Annotated in this window: 3 protein-coding genes; all 3 read right to left on the bottom strand. The window is 76.9% G+C overall.

Annotated features, from left to right (window positions below; translation table 11 throughout):
- Positions 1-6,108 (bottom strand): type I polyketide synthase (locus IF37_RS0119395; RefSeq protein ID WP_037856761.1); only part of this gene is annotated, 6,108 nt, incomplete at its 3' end.
- Positions 6,109-6,175: 67 nt separating this feature from the next.
- Positions 6,176-10,936 (bottom strand): type I polyketide synthase, encoded by a 4,761-nt coding sequence (locus IF37_RS0119390; protein ID WP_030743988.1) that lies wholly within the window; start codon positions 10,934-10,936, stop codon positions 6,176-6,178.
- A complete protein-coding gene (locus IF37_RS0119385) occupies positions 10,936-16,341 on the bottom strand; it encodes a type I polyketide synthase (RefSeq protein ID WP_030743986.1) in 5,406 nt (1,801 codons plus the stop codon). The genes IF37_RS0119390 and IF37_RS0119385 overlap by 1 nt, the downstream gene beginning before the upstream one ends.
- Positions 16,342-16,741 lie beyond the last annotated feature (400 nt).

Raw genomic sequence — 16,741 nt, 5'->3', positions numbered from 1 at the left:
CCACAACGGCTCCACCCGCTCCTGGCCATAGGTCGCCAGCAACGCCTGCGCCTCGATCGGATCACCCAGCGTCGTCCCCGTACCATGCGCCTCCACCACGTCGACGTCGGCGGTGGTGAGCCGGGCGTTCTCCAGGGCTTCGCGGATGACGCGTTCCTGGGAGGGGCCGTTGGGGGCGGTCAGGCCGTTGGAGGCGCCGTCCTGGTTGACGGCGGTGCCGCGGACGATCGCGAGGACGTCATGGCCGTTGCGGCGGGCGTCGGAGAGCCGTTCCACCACGAGGACGCCGACGCCCTCGCCCCACACGGTCCCGTCCGCCGCGTCGGCGAAGGCACGGGTGCGGGCGTCGGGCGCGAGCGCGCCCTGCCGGCTGAACTCGATGAAGGTCTCCGGGGTGGCCATCACGGCGACGCCGCCGACCAGGGCCAGACCGGATTCCCCCTGCCGCAGCGACTGGGCGGCCAGGTGCAGCGCCACCAGGGACGAGGAGCAGGCGGTGTCGACGGAGAGGGACGGGCCCTCCAGCCCGAGTGTGTAGGCGACGCGGCCGGAGATGATGCTGCCGGAGCCGAAGCTGCCGAAGTAGTCGTGGTACTGGACGCCGGCGAACACGCCGGTGCGGCTGCCCTTGAGGGTGTGCGGGTCGATGCCGGCGCTCTCCAGCGCCTCCCAGGAGGTCTCCAGCAGCAGCCGCTGCTGCGGGTCCATGACGAGGGCTTCCTTGGGGCTGATGCCGAAGAAGCCGGCGTCGAAGGCGCCCGCGTCGTGCAGGAACCCGCCTTCGGCGACGTAGGAGGTGTCGGGGCGCTGCCGGGTGGGGTCGACGATGCGGTCCACGTCCCAGCCGCGGCCCGTGGGGAACGGGGTGATGGCGTCGGTGCCGTCGGCGACGAGGCGCCACAGGTCCTCGGGGGTGCGGACGTCACCGGGGTAGCGGCAGGCCAGACCGACGATGGCGAGCGGCTCGTCGGCGCGGGCCCGCCCGGTGGGCCGGGTCCGGCGGGCCGGGGTCCGGGCGCCGGCGACCAGGGTGGCGAGGTGGGCGGCGAGCGCCTCGGGTGAGGGGTGGTCGAAGACGAGGGTGGGGCTCAGCCGCTGGTCCAGCTCGGCGGAGAGGGAGTTGCGCAGCTCGATGGCGGCGAGCGAGTCGAAGCCGAGGTCCTTGAAGGCCCGGTCGGTCTCCACGCTGTCCGGGCCGGCGTGCCCGAGCACGGCGGCGACCTGGGCGCGGACCGTGTGCAGCAGTGCCTCGGCGCGCTCGGCGTCGTCCAGGGCGGCCATCCGCTCGGCGAAGCCGGTGGCGGTGCCCCCGGCGGCGGCCGCCCGGCGCGCCGGACGGCCCGCCAGCGCGCGGAAGACGGGGGCGAGGCCGCTGCCCTGGGCGCGCAGCGCGGGCAGCGCGATCCGCACCGGGGCGAGGGCGGGACGGCCGGCGGCGAGCGCCCGGTCGAACAGGGCGGTGCCCTCCTCGGCCGACAGGGCGGTCATGCCGCCGCGTGCCATCCGGGCGCGGTCGGCCTCGTCGAGCGTGCCGGTCATGCCGCCGGCCGGCGCCCACGGGCCCCAGGCCAGTGACAGGGCGGGGGCGCCCTGGGCGTGGCGGTGGGCGGCGAGGGCGTCCAGCAGGGCGTTGGCGGCGGCGTAGTTGCCCTGCCCGGGGGCGCCGACGGTGCCGGCGACGGAGGAGAACAGCACGAACGCCGCGTGCCCGGGGATCAGTTCGTGCAGGTGGAGGGCGCCGAGTGCCTTGGGCGCGAGGACCGTGTCGATCCGCTCGGGGGTGAGGGAGGTGACCACGCCGTCGTCCAGGACACCGGCGGCGTGCACGACCGCGGTGAGCGGGCGGTCGGCGTCGACGCGGGCGAGGACGGCGGCGAGGGCGTCGCGGTCGGCGACGTCGCAGGCGTGGGCGGTCGCGGTGGCGCCGAGGGCGGCGAGTTCGGCGATCAGGTCGTCGGCGGTGCCGGAGCGGCTGAGCAGCGCGAGGTGCCGTACGCCGTGCGCGGTGACCAGGTGGCGGGCCAGCACCCGGCCGAGGCCGCCGGTGGCGCCGGTCAGCAGGACGGTGCCGCCGGGGTCGAGGACCGGCTCCGCGGCCTCGCCGGGTGTCCCGGCGCGCACCAGCCGGGCGGCGTGGGCGGTGCCGGCGCGCACCGCGAGCTGCGGTTCGCCGGAGGCGAGGGCGGTCGGGAGCGCCGCGTCGGCGTCCGTGCCGGGTTCGAGGTCGAGCAGGACGAACCGGTCGGGGTTCTCCGACTGGGCGGACCGCACCAGGCCCCAGACGGCGGCGCCGGCCAGGTCGGGCACGTCCTCCCCGGCGACGCTCACCGCGTTCCGGGTGACGACGGCCAGCGGGCGCGGGTCGTCGTCCTGGAGGGCGGCGAGCGCGGTGTGCAGGGCCGCGCGTACGGCGGTGGCGTCGGCGCCGGGCGCGCTGTGCAGCACGCGGTGGGGGGTGTCGGGGGCGGCCGGGGCGTCGGCCCGCGGGGGCAGCTGCTGCCAGTCGAGGGTGAACAGGGCGTCGGCGGTGGTGTCCCGGGCGGCGCGCAGGTTGGTCAGCGGGCGGGAGGCGAGCGAGGTGACGGTGGCGACGGGGGCGCCGGTGGCGTCGGCCAGGTCGACGGCGAAGGCGTCCGGTCCGGTCGGCACCAGCCGGGCCCGCAGCACGGAGGCGCCGACGGCGTGCAGGGTGACGCCCGCGAACAGGAAGGGCAGCCGGGCGGTGTCGTCGGCGGAGCCGTCGCCGAGCAGGGCGAGGGAGTGCAGGGCGGCGTCGAAGGCGGCCGGGTGCAGGCCGAAGCGGGCGGCGTCGGCGGCGGGCCGTTCCGGCAGCCGTACCTCGGCGAACACCTCCTCGCCGCGCCGCCAGGCGGCCGTCAGGGCCTGGAAGACCGGCCCGTACTCAAGGCCGGCGGCGGCGTGCCGTGCGTACAGGCCGTCCGTGTCGAGGGGTTCGGCGTCCTGTGGGGGCCAGTCGTCCAGGCGGGTGCCGGGGGTGCCGGTGGCGGCGGTGAGGAGGCCGGAGGCGTGCAGGGTCCACGGTTCGTCGGCGGGCAGGGTCTCGGCGCGGGCGTACACGTGCACGGTGCGGGCGCCGGACGGGTCGGGCGCCCCGACGGCGACCTGGACCCGCACCCCGTCGTCCGGGGGCAGCACCAGCGGTATCTCCAGGGTGAGTTCGTCCAGGTGCCCGCAGCCGACCTGGTCGCCGGCGCGGACGGCGAGCTCGACCATGGCGGTGCCGGGGACGACGACCCGGCCGCCGACGACGTGGTCGGCGAGCCAGGTGTGGGTGCGCACGGACAGCCGGCCGGTGAGCACGGCGCCGTCGGAGTCGGCCAGCACCGTGGCGGCGCCGAGCAGCGGGTGGTCGGCGTTGTCCAGCCCGGCGGAGCCGACGTCGCCCGCGGTCGCGCCGGTCTCGGGCCAGAACCGGCTCCGCTGGAAGGCGGTGGTGGGCAGGTCGACGGTGCGGGCGCCGGTGAACAGCGCCGTCCAGTCCACGGCGGCCCCGGCGGTGTGGAGCCGGGCGACGGCGGTGAGCAGGGTCTCGGTCTCGTCGCGCGCCCGGCGGGTGGCGGCGGCGAGGACGGCGTCGGCGGCGGTGCCGTCGGCGGTCAGGCACTCGCGGGCCAGAGCCGTGAGCACGGCGTCCGGGCCGAGTTCGAGGAAGCGGGTGACGCCGGCCGCGGCGAGGGCGCGGACGCCGTCGTGGAAGCGGACCGCCTCGCGCACGTGCCGCACCCAGTAGTCGGGGCCGGCGATGTCCTGGGTGGCGAGGGCGCCGGTGACGTTGGAGACGACCGGCACGGTGGCCCGGTGGTAGGTCAGGGACTCCGCGACGGACCGGAACTCGGCCAGCATCGGCTCCATGAGCGGCGAGTGGAAGGCGTGCGAGACCTTCAGCCGCCGGCTCTTGGCGAAGCGGGCGGCGACCGCCTCGGCCTCGTCGGCGTCGCCGGAGATCACCACGGAGCCGGGGCCGTTGACGGCGGCGATGCCGATCCCCTCGGTGAGCAGGGGGCGGACCTCGTCCTCGGTGGCGCGTACGGCGATCATCGCGCCGCCCTCGGGCAGCGCCTGCATCAGCCGGCCGCGCGCGGCGACCAGCGTGGCGGCGTCCGCCAGGTCCAGCACGCCCGCCACGTGGGCGGCGGCGATCTCGCCGACGGAGTGTCCGGCGAGGTAGTCGGGGGTGAGTCCCCAGGACTCCACCAGCCGGTACAGCGCGACCTCGAAGGCGAACAGCGCGGTCTGGGTGCGGGCGGTGCGGTGCAGCGGCTCGGGGTCGTCGCCGAGGACGAGGTCGCGCAGCGCGTCGTCGCCGACGTGCGCGCAGATCTCGTCGAAGGCGCGGGCGAAGACGGGGAAGCGCGCGTGCAGGTCCCGGCCCATGCCGGCGCGCTGGGCGCCCTGCCCTGTGAAGAGGAAGGCGGTCTGTCCCTTGCGGACCCGGCCCGAGGCGGCGGCGCCCCGGCCGTCCTCGGCGAGCCGGCGCAGGGCCGTCAGGAGCGTGTCGCGGCCGTCGCCGAGGAGCACGGCCCGGTACGGGTGGGCGGTGCGGGTGGCGGCCAGGGAGTGGGCGACGTCGACCGGGTCCAGCTCGCCGGCGACGGCGGCCAGCCGGGCGGCCTGCTCGCGCAGGGCGCGCTCGGTCCGGCCGGAGACCACCCACGGCACCAGCGGGGGCGCGGTACGCGGTCCGGGCTCCGCCGGTTCCTCGGCCGGCGCCTCCTCCAGGATGGTGTGCGCGTTGGTGCCGCTGGCGCCGAAGGAGGAGACGGCGGCCCGGCGCGGGCGTCCGGGGTCGGTCCAGGGGCGGTTCTCCGTCAGCAGCCGGACGCCGCCCCGGCCCCAGTCGACCTTGGTGGAGGGGGTGTCGGCGAACAGCGACCGGGGCAGGACCCGGTGCCGTATCGCCATGACCGCCTTGATGATGCCGGCGACGCCGGCCGCGGCCTGGGTGTGCCCGATGTTGGACTTCACCGAGCCGAGCCAGAGCGGGGCGTCCGCGTTCCGCTCCTGCCCGTAGGTGGCGAGCAGGGCCTGGGCCTCGATGGGGTCGCCGAGGGTGGTGCCGGTGCCGTGCGCCTCCAGCAGGTCGACGTCGGCCGGGCCGAGCCGCGCGGCGGCGAGCGCGGCCCGGATGACGCGCTGCTGGGAGGGGCCGTTGGGGGCGGTCAGACCGTTGGAGGCGCCGTCCTGGTTGACGGCGGAGCCGCGCACCACGGCCAGTACCTCGTGGCCGTTGCGGCGGGCGTCGGAGAGCCGTTCCAGCACCAGCATGCCGGCGCCCTCGCTCCAGCCGGTGCCGTCGGCGGCGTCCGCGAAGGACTTGCAGCGGCCGTCCGGGGCGAGGCCGCGCTGCCGGCTGAAGGCGATGAAGTTGCCCGGTGTGGCCATCACGGTGGCGCCGCCGGCCAGGGCGAGGGTGCACTCCTTGTCGCGCAGCGCCTGGACGGCGAGGTGCACCGCGACGAGCGCCGAGGAGCAGGCGGTGTCGATGGTGACGGCCGGGCCCTCCAGACCGAGGGTGTAGGAGATGCGGCCGGAGATCACGGCGGCCAGCACACCGGTGCCGAGCGCCGCCTCGCCGTCCTCCGGCATCTTCGCCAGCAGGTCCTTGTAGTCCTGGCCGTTGGTGCCGGCGAACACCCCGACCCGGGCGCCGTGCACCGCGTCGGGGGCGATCCGGGCCCGCTCCAGGGCCTCCCACGACACCTCCAGCAGCAGCCGCTGCTGGGGGTCCATCGCGACCGCCTCGCGGGGGCTGATGCCGAAGAAGTCCGGCTCGAACCCGGCCGCGTCGGTGAGGAACCCGCCCCGGGTGACGTAGCTCTTGCCGGTGGCGTCCGGGTCCGGGTCGTAGAGCGCGTCGACGTCCCAGCCGCGGTCGTCGGGGAAGTCACCGATGGCGTCGGTGCCGTCGTGGACGAGCCGCCAGAACTCCTCGGGGGTGGTGACGCCGCCGGGGAAGCGGCAGCCCATCCCGACGATGGCGATGGGTTCCCGGTCCTGGTTCTCCGCCTCGCGCAGCCGCTGACGGGTCTGGGCCAGGTCGGCGGAGACCCGCTTGAGGTAGGAGAGCAGCTTTTCGTCGTTGGTCATCGGGTGTCGCCACTCCTGTGCGAAGAGGTGGACCGCGGTGGGGCCGGGGTGTCGTGGGAGGGCCGGCTCACGCCGGGCCGAGCTCGTTGTCGATGAAGGCGAAGACGTCGTCGGCGGAGGCGTCCTCCAGCCGTCCGGCGACGGCGGCGGCGTCCTGGCCGAGGGTCCGGTCGAGGTCGCCGAGCAGGGACTGGAGGCGGGCGGTGATCCGGCCCTGCTCGATGTCCTCGGCGGTGAGGCCGCCGAGCCGGGCGGCGACCCGGTCGAGTTCGGCGAGGACCGAGTCCACGGTGGTGTCGGCACCCGCGAGTTCGGTGCCCAGGTGCTTGGCGAGGGCGGCGGGGGTGGCGTAGTCGAAGATGAGCGTGGCCGGCAGGGGCACCCCGGCGGCGCCGCTGATCCGGTTGCGCAGGTCGACGGAGGTGAGCGAGTCGAAGCCGAGGTCGCGGAAGGCGGTGGTCGGTTCGACCGCGTCGGCGCCGCCGTAGCCGAGGACGGCTGCGGCCTGGCCGCAGACCAGTTCCTCGAGGGCGCGGTCGCGTTCGCCGCCGGTGAGGCCGGCCAGCTTCTCGGCGAAGCCGTCGGCCGGGCCCGCCTCGGCGGCCGTGCCGGTGCCGGGCCGCGCGCCGGGCAGCGCGGAGAGCAGGGGGCTGGGCCGGGTCGCGGTGAACGCCGGGGCGAACACGGACCAGTCGACGTCGGCGACGGTGACGGTGGTGTCGCCGCCGTCCAGGGCGCGGCGCAGCGCGGTGAGCGCGCGGTCGGGGTCGAGCGGGGACATGCCCAGGGCGCGGGCGGCCGAGCGGACGGTGCCGTGGGCGGCCATGCCGTCGCCGCCCCACGGCCCCCAGGCGATCGAGGTGGCGGGCAGTCCGGCCGCCCGCCGGTGTTCGGCGAGGGCGTCGAGGTAGGCGTTGGCGGCGGCGTAGTTGGCCTGTCCGGCGCCGCCGACGGTGGCGGTCAGCGAGGAGAACAGCACGAACGCCGACAGGTCCCGGTCCGCGGTGAGTTCGTGCAGGTGGCGCGCGGCGTCGGCCTTGGGGGCGAGGACACCGGCGAACCGCTCGGGGGTGAGGGCGTCGAGGACTCCGTCGTCGAGGACGCCGGCGAGGTGCAGCACGGCGGTGAGGGGGTGCTCGTCCGGTGCGGAGTCCAGCAGTTCGGCCAGTGCCGCGCGGTCGGTGACGTCGCACGCGGCGAGGGTCACCCCGGTGCCGGCGGCGGTCAGTTCGCGGACGAGGCCGGCGGCGCCGGGCGCGTCCGTGCCGCGGCGGGAGGCCAGCAGCAGGTGGTCGGCGCCCTCGGCGGCGAGCCAGCGGGCGACGGCGGTGCCGACCGCGCCGGTGGCGCCGGTGACCAGCACGGTGCCCGAGGGCTTCCAGGGGGCGCCGGCGCGGGCCGGGGCGGGCTCCAGCCGGCGGCCGTAGGCGCCGGACTCGCGGATGACGATCTGGTCCTCGCCGCCGGCGTCGCCGAGCAGCGCGGCCAGCCGGGCGACGGACCCCGGGCCCGGCTCGGCGGGCAGGTCGACGAGTCCGCCCCAGCGCTCTGGGTGTTCCAGGGCGGCGACCCGGCCGAGGCCCCACACCGGGGCCTGGGCGAGGCCGGTGACGGCGGCGGCCGTCCCGTGGGCGACGGCGTCGCGGGTGACGCACCACAGCGGCGCGGTGATCCCGGCGTCCCCGAGGGCCTGGACGAGGGCGGCGGTGGCGGCGGGCGCGGTGGCGGGCGCGGTGGCGGGCGCGAGCAGGGACAGCACGCCGTCGGCGGTCCGTCCGTCGAGCAGCCCGGCGAGGGCCGCGCGGTCGGCGGCGGCGGGTACGGCTAGGGTGTCGACGCTCAGTCCGCGTGCGGCGAGACCGGTCAGGACGGCGGTCGACCAGGCGTCTTCGGCGGCGGGGACGACGGCCAGCCAGTGGCCGCCGCGGGCCGGGGTGGCGGCGGGGGCCAGCGGCTCCCAGGTGACGCGGTGCCGCCAGCCGTCGGCCGCGGCGTTGTCCCGCCGCTCCTCGTGCCAGGCGGCCAGGGCCGGTACGACGGCGGCGACGGCGCCCTCGTCGGCGACGCCCAGGGTGGCGGCGACGGCGGTGACGTCCTGGTCGCGGACCAGTTCCCAGAAGGGGTCGTCGGCGGTGCCGCCCGCGCGGGCCGCCGCCGTGCGCTCGGCCTGGAGGATGGGGGCGTCCTCCCAGTGCCGGTCGCGGCGGAACGGGTAGGTGGGCAGGTCGACCCTGCGGCCCCCGGCGAACAGCGCCGTCCAGTCGGGGCCGGTGCCGGTCAGGTGCAGGCGGCAGACGGCGTCGAGGAGGGCGGCGTCCTCGGGGCGGTCGCGGCGCTGGGTCCCGATGGCGTGCGGCACCGTGTCCTGGACCGTGCCGGTGAGGACCGAGTCGGGGCCGACCTCCAGGAAGCGGGTGGCGCCCTCGGCGGCCAGGGTGGTGACGCCGTCGTGGAAGCGGACGGCTTCGCGGACGTGCCGCACCCAGTAGTCGGGCGAGGTGAGGTTCTCGGCGAGGCGGCCGGTGACGTTGGAGACGACCGGCAGCGCCGGCTCGTGGAAGGCGAGCCCCGCCAGCACCTCGCGGAACGCTTCGAGCATGGGTTCCATGCGGCGGGAGTGGAAGGCGTGCGAGACCTTCAGCCGGGTGGACTTCTCCACCCGCGCGGCGACGGCGAGCACGGCCTCCTCGTCGCCGGAGACCACCACCGCGCGCGGTCCGTTGACGGCCGCGATGTCGACGCCGTCGGTGAGCAGCGGCACCACCTCGGACTCGGCGGCCAGCAGCGAGACCATGGCGCCGCCGGCGGGCAGCTCCTGCATGAGCCGGCCGCGGGCGGCGACCAGGGCGACCGCGTCCTTCAGGTCCAGGACGCCGGCGGCGTGGGCGGCGACGACCTCGCCGACGGAGTGTCCGGCGAGCAGGCCCGGGCGGACGCCCCAGTGCTCCAGCAGCCGGTACAGGGCGGTCTCGAAGGCGAACAGGGCGGCCTGCGTGTAGGCGGTCCGGTTCAGCTCGGCGGTGGCCGGGTCGGCGTCCTCGAACATCACCTCGCGCAGCGGGCGCTCCAGGTGGCCGTCGAACGCGGCGCAGATCTCGTCGAGGGCCGCGGCGAACACCGGGAACGCGGCGTGCAGGGTGCGGCCCATGCCGGGCCGCTGGGAGCCCTGTCCGGAGAACAGCAGGGCGAGGCGGCCGGGTTCGGGGGCGGCCACGGCCGGCCGGCCGCCGTCGGCGACGGCGCGCAGCCCGGCCAGCAGTTCGTCGCGGTCGCGGCCGGTGACGGCGGCCCGGTGGGTGAACACCGCCCGCGTGGTGGCCAGGGAGTGTCCGACGTCGTACGGGTCGAGGCCGCCGGCGACCTCGAGCAGCCGCTCGGCCTGCCGCCGGACGGCGTCGGCGCCCTTGCCGGACAGCACCCACGGTATGACGGGCAGCGCGGCCCGTTCCGGGGCGGCCTGCCCGGTCCCGGCGGGCGGTGCCTCCTCCAGGATGGTGTGGGCGTTGGTGCCGGAGATGCCGAAGGAGGACACGCCGGCGCGGCGCGGGCGGCCGTCGGGGGTGTCCCAGGCGCGGCCCTCGGTGAGCAGCCGGACGTCGCCCGCGCTCCAGTCCACGGCGGTGGAGGGCCGGTCGACGTGGAGGGTGCGGGGCAGGGTGCCGTGGCGCATCGCCATGACCGTCTTGATGACGGAGCCGACGCCGGCGGCGGCCTGCGCATGGCCCATGTTGGACTTCATGGAGCCGAGCCACAGGGGGCGGCCCTCGGGCCGGTCCTGCCCGTAGGCGGTGATGACGGACTGGGCCTCGATGGGGTCGCCGAGGGTGGTGCCGGTGCCGTGCGCCTCGACGGCGTCGATGTGGTGCGGGGCGAGCCGCGCGTCGGCCAGGGCCTGCCGGATGACGCGGACCTGGGCCGGTCCGCTGGGCGCGGTCAGGCCGTTGGAGGCGCCGTCCTGGTTGACGGCCGAGCCGCGGACGACGGCGAGGATCTCGCGGCCGTTGCGCAGGGCGTCGGAGAGCCGTTCCACCAGCAGCATGCCGGCGCCCTCGGCCCAGGCGACGCCCGAGGCGTCGTCGGAGAAGGAGTGGCAGCGGCCGTTGGCGGAGAGCGCGCGGCGCTCGCTGAACTCGATGAACATCTCGGGGCTGGCCATGACGGCGGCACCGCCGGCCAGCGCCAGGGAGCACTCCCCCTTGCGCAGCGACTGGATCGCCGAGTGCAGCGCCACCAGGGAGGAGGAGCAGGCGGTGTCCATGGTGACCGCGGGGCCCTCCAGGCCCAGGGTGTAGGCGATGCGGCCGGAGACGATGCTGCCGGAGATCGTGCCGCCGACGTAGTCGTGGTGCATCAGGCCGACGAAGACGCCGGTCGGGGTGCCCTTCACCGCGGTGGGGTCGATGCCGGCCCGTTCGAAGGCCTCCCAGGTGACCTCCAGCAGCAGCCGCTGCTGCGGGTCGGTGCCGGGCGCGTCCTTGGGGCTGATGCCGAAGAAGGCCGGGTCGCACTCGGCGGCGTCGTGCAGGAAGCCGCCGTGCCGGACGTAGCTCTTGCCCGGGGCTCCGGGTTCGGGGTCGTAGATCGCCTCGACGTCCCAGCCGCGGTCGGTGGGGAACTCGCTGACGACGTCGATGCCCTCGTCGACGACGCGCCACAGGTCCTCGGGGGTGCGCACCCCGCCCGGGTAGCGGCAGCCCATGCCGATGATGGCGACGGGCTCGCGGTGCCGCTCCTCCAGCTCCCGCACGCGGCGGCGGCTGCGCTCCAGCTCGGTCGTGGCCCGCTTGAGGTAGTCGCGGAGCTTGTCGGCCGTGGCCGAGTCTTCCATCACAGGGCTCCCAGTTCGTTGTCGATCCTGGCGAAGAGTTCTTCGTCGCTGGCTTCGCCGAAGTCCTCCGGCGACCCGGGCGCGGCGGGGGGTTCGTGGATCTCCTGCCAGCTGCGCAGCAGCGCTTCGAGGCGTGCGGTGACACGGGCGTGGCCGCCGCCCGCGTCGGGCAGTTCCAGCAGCGCGGCTTCGAGGCGGTCCAGCTCGGCGAGCGCGGTCCGGGTGCGGTCGGCCGGTCCGGGCACCAGCGCGGCCTTGAGGTGGGCGGCGAGGGCCGTCGGCGTGGGCTGGTCGAAGACGAGCGTCGCCGGCAGGGTGAGGCCGGTGGCGGCGGCGAGGAGGTTGCGCAGTTCGACGGCGGCGAGCGAGTCGAAGCCCATCTCCTGGAAGGCGCGAGCGGGGTCCACCGACTCGGGTGAGGGGTGTCCGAGGACGGCGGCGACGTGGGTGCGGACCAGTTCCAGCAGGGCGCGGTCCCGTGCGGGGTCGGCCAGCGGCGCCAGCCGGTCGCGCCAGGAGCCGGCGGAGGCGCCCGCGGCGGGCTCGGTGCGCCGCCGGGCGGGCCGCACCAGGCCGCGCAGCAGCGCCGGTACGCCGTCGGGCCGGGCGCGCAGCGCGGCGGCGTCCAGGCGTACGGGCACCACGACGGGATCCTCGCCGCCGAGGCCGGCGTCGAAGGCGCGCAGTCCCTGGGCGGGGGTGAGCGGCGGCAGGCCGAGCCGGCGCAGCCGTTCCAGGTCGGCGGCGTCGATGCCGGCGCTCATGCCGCCGGTGCCGGACCACAGGCCGTAGGCGAGGGAGACCGCGGGCAGGCCGAGGGAGCGGCGGTGGGCGGCGAGGCCGTCGAGGAAGGTGTTGGCGGCGGCGTAGTTGGCCTGGCCGCCGCCGACCAGCAGGCCGGCGGCGGAGGACAGCAGGACGAACGCCGACAGGTCCGTGTCGCGGGTGAGTTCGTGCAGGTTCCAGGCGGCGTCCGTCTTGGGCCGCAGCACCCGGTCGATCCGGTCCGCGTCGAGGCCGGCCAGGACGCCGTTGTCGACGACGCCGGCGGCGTGCACCACGGCCCGTACGTCGTGGGCGGCGAGCAGCGCGGCCAGGTCGGCGCGGTCGGCGGCGTCGCACCGGGCGAGGGTGACCTCGGCGCCCAGCGCGGTGAGTTCGTCGCGCAGCGGGGCGGCCCCGGGGGCGTCCGCGCCGCGCCGCCCGGCCAGCAGCAGGCGCCGTACGCCGTGCTCGGTGACCAGGTGACGGGCGATCAGCGCGCCGAGGCCGCCGGTGCCGCCGGTGATCAGGACGGTGCCGTCGGGGTCGAGGGCGACCGGGCCGCCGGGCTTGGCGCGGGCCAGCCGCGGCACCCGTACCTCGCCGTCGCGGATCGCGATCTCCGGTTCGCCGGCGGCGAGCGCGGTGCCGAGGGCGGGGCCCGGGTCGGCGCTGCCGTCGCCGTCGACCAGCAGGAACCGGCCGGGGTGCTCGGCCTGGGCGGCGCGGACGAGCCCGTACAGCGGGGCGTGGCCGAGGTCGCCGGCGCGCAGCAGCACGGCGAGCCGGCGGTCGGCGTGGCGTTCGTCGGCGAGCCAGGCGCGCAGCGTGTCCAGGGTGGCGTGCAGCCGCTCCCGGACCAGCGCGGGCAGGTCCGGTACCGGGTCGGGGGCGGCCGGTACGGAGAGCACGACCAGGTCGGGCACCGGGCCGGCGGCGGTGAGGGCGGCCAGGTCCGGGTGGTGGGGCGCGTCGAGGCCGGTGGCGGCGCCGCACACGGCGAGCGCGGGCGGTGCGCCGGCCGCCGCGGCGGGCGCCGGGACGAGGTCGATCCGGTACGACGGGTCGTCGCCGTCCCCGGCGAGCTGTTCGGCCGAGACGGGGCGGGCCACCAGGCTGCGCACGGTCGCGACGAGCGCGCCTGAGGCGTCGGCGAGGGTGAGGGCGACGGCGTCCGGGCCGGCCGGCGCCAGGCGCAGGCGCAGGGTGTCGGTGCCCGCCGCGTGCAGGGTGACGCCGCCCCAGGCGAACGGCAGCACCGCCTGGCCGCCGGGCAGGTCGAGCAGGTTGACGTGCAGGACGGCGTCCAGCAGCGCCGGGTGCACGCCGTAGGCGGCGGCGGTGGCGCGGGCGCTGTCGGGCAGGGCGGCCTCGGCGAACAGTTCGTCCCCGCGGCGCCACATGGCGCGCAGGCCCTGGAAGACGGCGCCGTAGCCGTAGCCGGTGCGGGCGAGGCCGGGGTAGAGGCCGTCCAGGTCGACGGGTTCGGCGTCCCGGGGCGGCCAGTCGGTCAGTCCGGCCGGACCGGTCGCGTCGGCCGCGGTGGTCGCGTCGGCCGCGGTGGTGAGGAAGCCCGCGGCGTTGCGGGTCCAGGGGGCGTCGGGGGTGTCGGCGCGGCGGGACCAGACGGTCAGTTCCCGCTGCCCGTCCCGTTCGGCGCCGACGGCGGCCTGTACGGCCAGGGCGCCCTGCTCGGGCAGGATCAGCGGGGCGTGCAGGGTGAGTTCGCCGACGGTGTCGCAGCCGGTGCGTTCGGCGGCCTGGAGGGCCATCTCGACGAAGGCGGTGCCGGGCAGCAGCACGGTGCCGTGTACGGCGTGGTCGGCGAGCCAGGGGTGGGAGGCGAGGGAGAGCCGGCCGGTGAGGACCGCTCCCCGGGTGTCGGGCAGCTCGGTCGCGGCGGTCAGCAGCGGATGGCCGGTGGCGCTCTGTCCGAGGCCGTCGGCGTCGCCGCCGCCGGTGGCGCCGGCCTCCAGCCAGAGGCGCTCGCGCTGGAAGGCGTAGGTGGGCAGGCCCGTGCGCCGGGCGTGGTGCGGGGCGAAGAACGCCGCCCAGTCCACGGGGGTGCCGGCCGCGTGCAGCCGGGCCACGGCCGTGACCAGGTCGCATTCCTCGTCGCCGTCGCGGCGCAGCCCGGCGACCGCCACGCTGTCGGCGGGCAGGCAGTCCGCGGCCAGGGCGGTCAGGGCCGCGTCCGGGCCGACTTCGAGGAAGGCCCGGACGCCCAGCTCGTGCAGGGTGGTCAGGGCGGGGGCGAAGCGGACGGGGCGGCGGACGTGGTCGACCCAGTAGCCGGGGGTGGTCAGCAGCGCGGGGTCGGCGAGGGCGCCGGTGAGCGTGGAGACGACCGGGATGCGCGGCTCCTCGAAGGAGCACCGGGCGGCGGCCTCGGCGAACCGGGCGAGCATCGGCTCCATCAGCGGCGAGTGGAAGGCGTGCGAGACCGTCAGCCGCTTGCTCTTGCCGAACCGGGCCGCGAGCGCGTCGACGGCGTCCTCGGCGCCGGACACGACGACGGAGCGGGGCCCGTTGACGGCGGCGAGGCCGACCCGGTCGTCCAGGTGGGGGGCGACCTCGTCCTCGGTGGCGCGCAGCGCGGCCATGGCGCCGCCCGCGGGCAGCGCCGCCATCAGGGTGCCGCGCGCCACGACGAGCCGGACGGCGTCCGGCAGCGACAGCACCCCGGCGACGTGGGCGGCGGCGATCTCGCCGACGGAGTGTCCGGCGAGGTAGTCGGGGGCGAGTCCCCAGGACTCCAGCAGCCGGTACAGGGCCACTTCGGTGGCGAAGAGGGCGGTCTGCGCGTAGTCGGTGCGGGTGAGCAGGGCGGCGTCGCCGTCGATGACGTCGGCGAGCGGCCGCTCCAGGTCCGGGTCGGCGAGGGCGCACACCGCGTCGAAGGTCTCCGCGTACACGGGGAAGGCCCGGCGCAGGGCCCGGCCCATGCCCGGCCGCTGGGCGCCCTGGCCGGTGAACAGGAAGGCGGTCCGGCCGCCGGTCCGGGTGAGCGGGGTGGCGGCGGCCAGGGCGGTGAGCAGTTCGCCGGTGTCCCGGCCGACGGCGACGGCGTGGTGTTCGAAGCGGGCGCGGGTGGTGGCCAGGGACAGGCCGAGGTCGGCCGCGCGGGCGCCGGGGTGCGCGTCGAGGTGGTCGCGCAGGCGCCCGGTCTGCGCGGTGAGGGCCGCGGGAGTGCGGCCGGTGACGATCCAGGGCACCCAGCCGCCGTCCCGCGCGGGCGGGTCGTCCTCGGCCGGGGCCGGGTCGGCGGGCGGCTGTTCCAGGATGACGTGCGCGTTGGTGCCGCTGATGCCGAAGGAGGAGACGGCGGCGCGGCGGGGCCGGCCGGTGTCGGGCCAGGGGCGCCGTTCCAGGACCAGTTCGACGGCTCCCGCGCTCCAGTCCACCTGGTCGGTGGGGGCGTCGACGTGGAGGGTGGGCGGTACCTCGCCGTGCCGCATCGCCAGCACCGTCTTGATGACACCGGCGACGCCCGCGGCGGCCTGGGTGTGCCCGAGGTTGGACTTGACCGAGCCCAGCAGCAGCGGTTCGGCGCGGTCCTGGCCGTAGGTGGCGAGCAGGGCCTGGGCCTCGATGGGGTCGCCGAGGGAGGTGCCGGTGCCGTGCGCCTCGACCACGTCGACGTCGGCGGGGGTGAGCCCGGCACCGGCCAGCGCCTGCCGGATGACGCGCTGCTGCGACGGGCCGTTGGGCGCGGTGAGCCGGCTGCTGGCGCCGTCGGAGTTGACCGCGCTGCCCCGGATGACGGCGAGCACCGGATGGCCGTTGCGCCGGGCGTCGGAGAGCCGTTCCAGCAGCAGCATGCCGGCGCCCTCGCCCCAGCCGGTGCCGTCGGCCGCGGCGGCGAACGCCTTGCAGCGGCCGTCCGGCGCGAGGCCCCGCTGCCGGCTGAAGTCGATGAACGTCTCCGGGGTGGACATCACGGTGACGCCGCCGGCCAGGGCGAGGGAGCACTCGCCCGACTGGAGCGCCCGGACCGCCCAGTGCAGGGCGACCAGGGAGGAGGAGCAGGCGGTGTCGACGGTGACGACCGGGCCTTCGAGGCCGAAGGTGTAGGCGACGCGGCCGGAGGCGATGCTGGCGGCGCTCCCGTTGGCGAGGTAGCCGTCGAGGTCGTCGGGCACGGAGGCGAGGCGGGTGGCGTAGTCGTTGTACATGACGCCGGCGAACACGCCGGTGCGGCTGCCGCGCAGGGTGGCCGGGACGATGCCGGCCCGTTCGAACGCCTCGTGGGAGGTCTCCAGCAGCAGCCGCTGCTGCGGGTCCATGGCGAGGGCCTCGCGGGGACTGATGCCGAAGAAGTCGTAGTCGAAGTCGGCGGCGTCGTGCAGGAATCCGCCGGTGCGGGCGTACGTCCGGCCGGGCCGCGCCGGGTCGGGGTCGTACAGGGCGTCGACGTCCCAGCCGCGGTCGGCGGGGAACTCCGTGACCGCGTCGGTTCCCGTCGCGACCAGGTCCCACAGTTCCTCGGGGGTGGTGACGCCGCCCGGGTAGCGGCATCCGATGCCGACGACGGCGACCGGGCCGTGCGCGTGTTGCTCGTTCTCGCGCAGCCGCCTCCGGGCCTCCCGCAGGTCCGCGGTCGTCCGCCTGAGGTAGTCGAGCAGTTGCTCTTCGTTGTTCACCAGCGCGCCATCCGATCGGGATCGAAGTGAGGGCCTGGGCCGTGCGGATCGCCTCCGGACGGTTTCCGGTCCGCTTCCCCTCCGCTGTCGGAGGCTAGGCAGGCGGCGATGACACAAGACACCCCTACGGCCCCCAGGGGCCCCGCGGCGGCTAAGGGGTCACGCGGTACGGCGCTCCTCCGCCGACGGCCTCACACCCCCGCTCGGCGCCGGCGGCAGGCCGCGCACACCACGGCCGGCACCCCGCGGCACACGGTCCGGGCCACACCCCGTCACGGCCGGTCCCCTGCCCGCACACATACGGCACACTCCGTCCGGGGGGGACGGAGCGCCGGGCACCGCACGCCCACGACACACGGACGCCGCGCGCCCACGACACACCGGACGCGCGCGCCGACCA

The organism is Streptomyces sp. NRRL S-31, from assembly GCF_000718775.1.
GTDB lineage: Bacteria > Actinomycetota > Actinomycetes > Streptomycetales > Streptomycetaceae > Streptomyces.
Note: the sequence above shows the minus strand (reverse complement) of the source record. Positions and strands in the feature narration are given on the sequence as shown.

Excerpts from the sequence above, each read along its gene's own strand:
- IF37_RS0119390 (WP_030743988.1), bottom strand. The coding sequence starts at position 10,936 with ATGGAAGACTCGGCCACGGCCGACAAGCTCCGCGACTACCTCAAGCGG.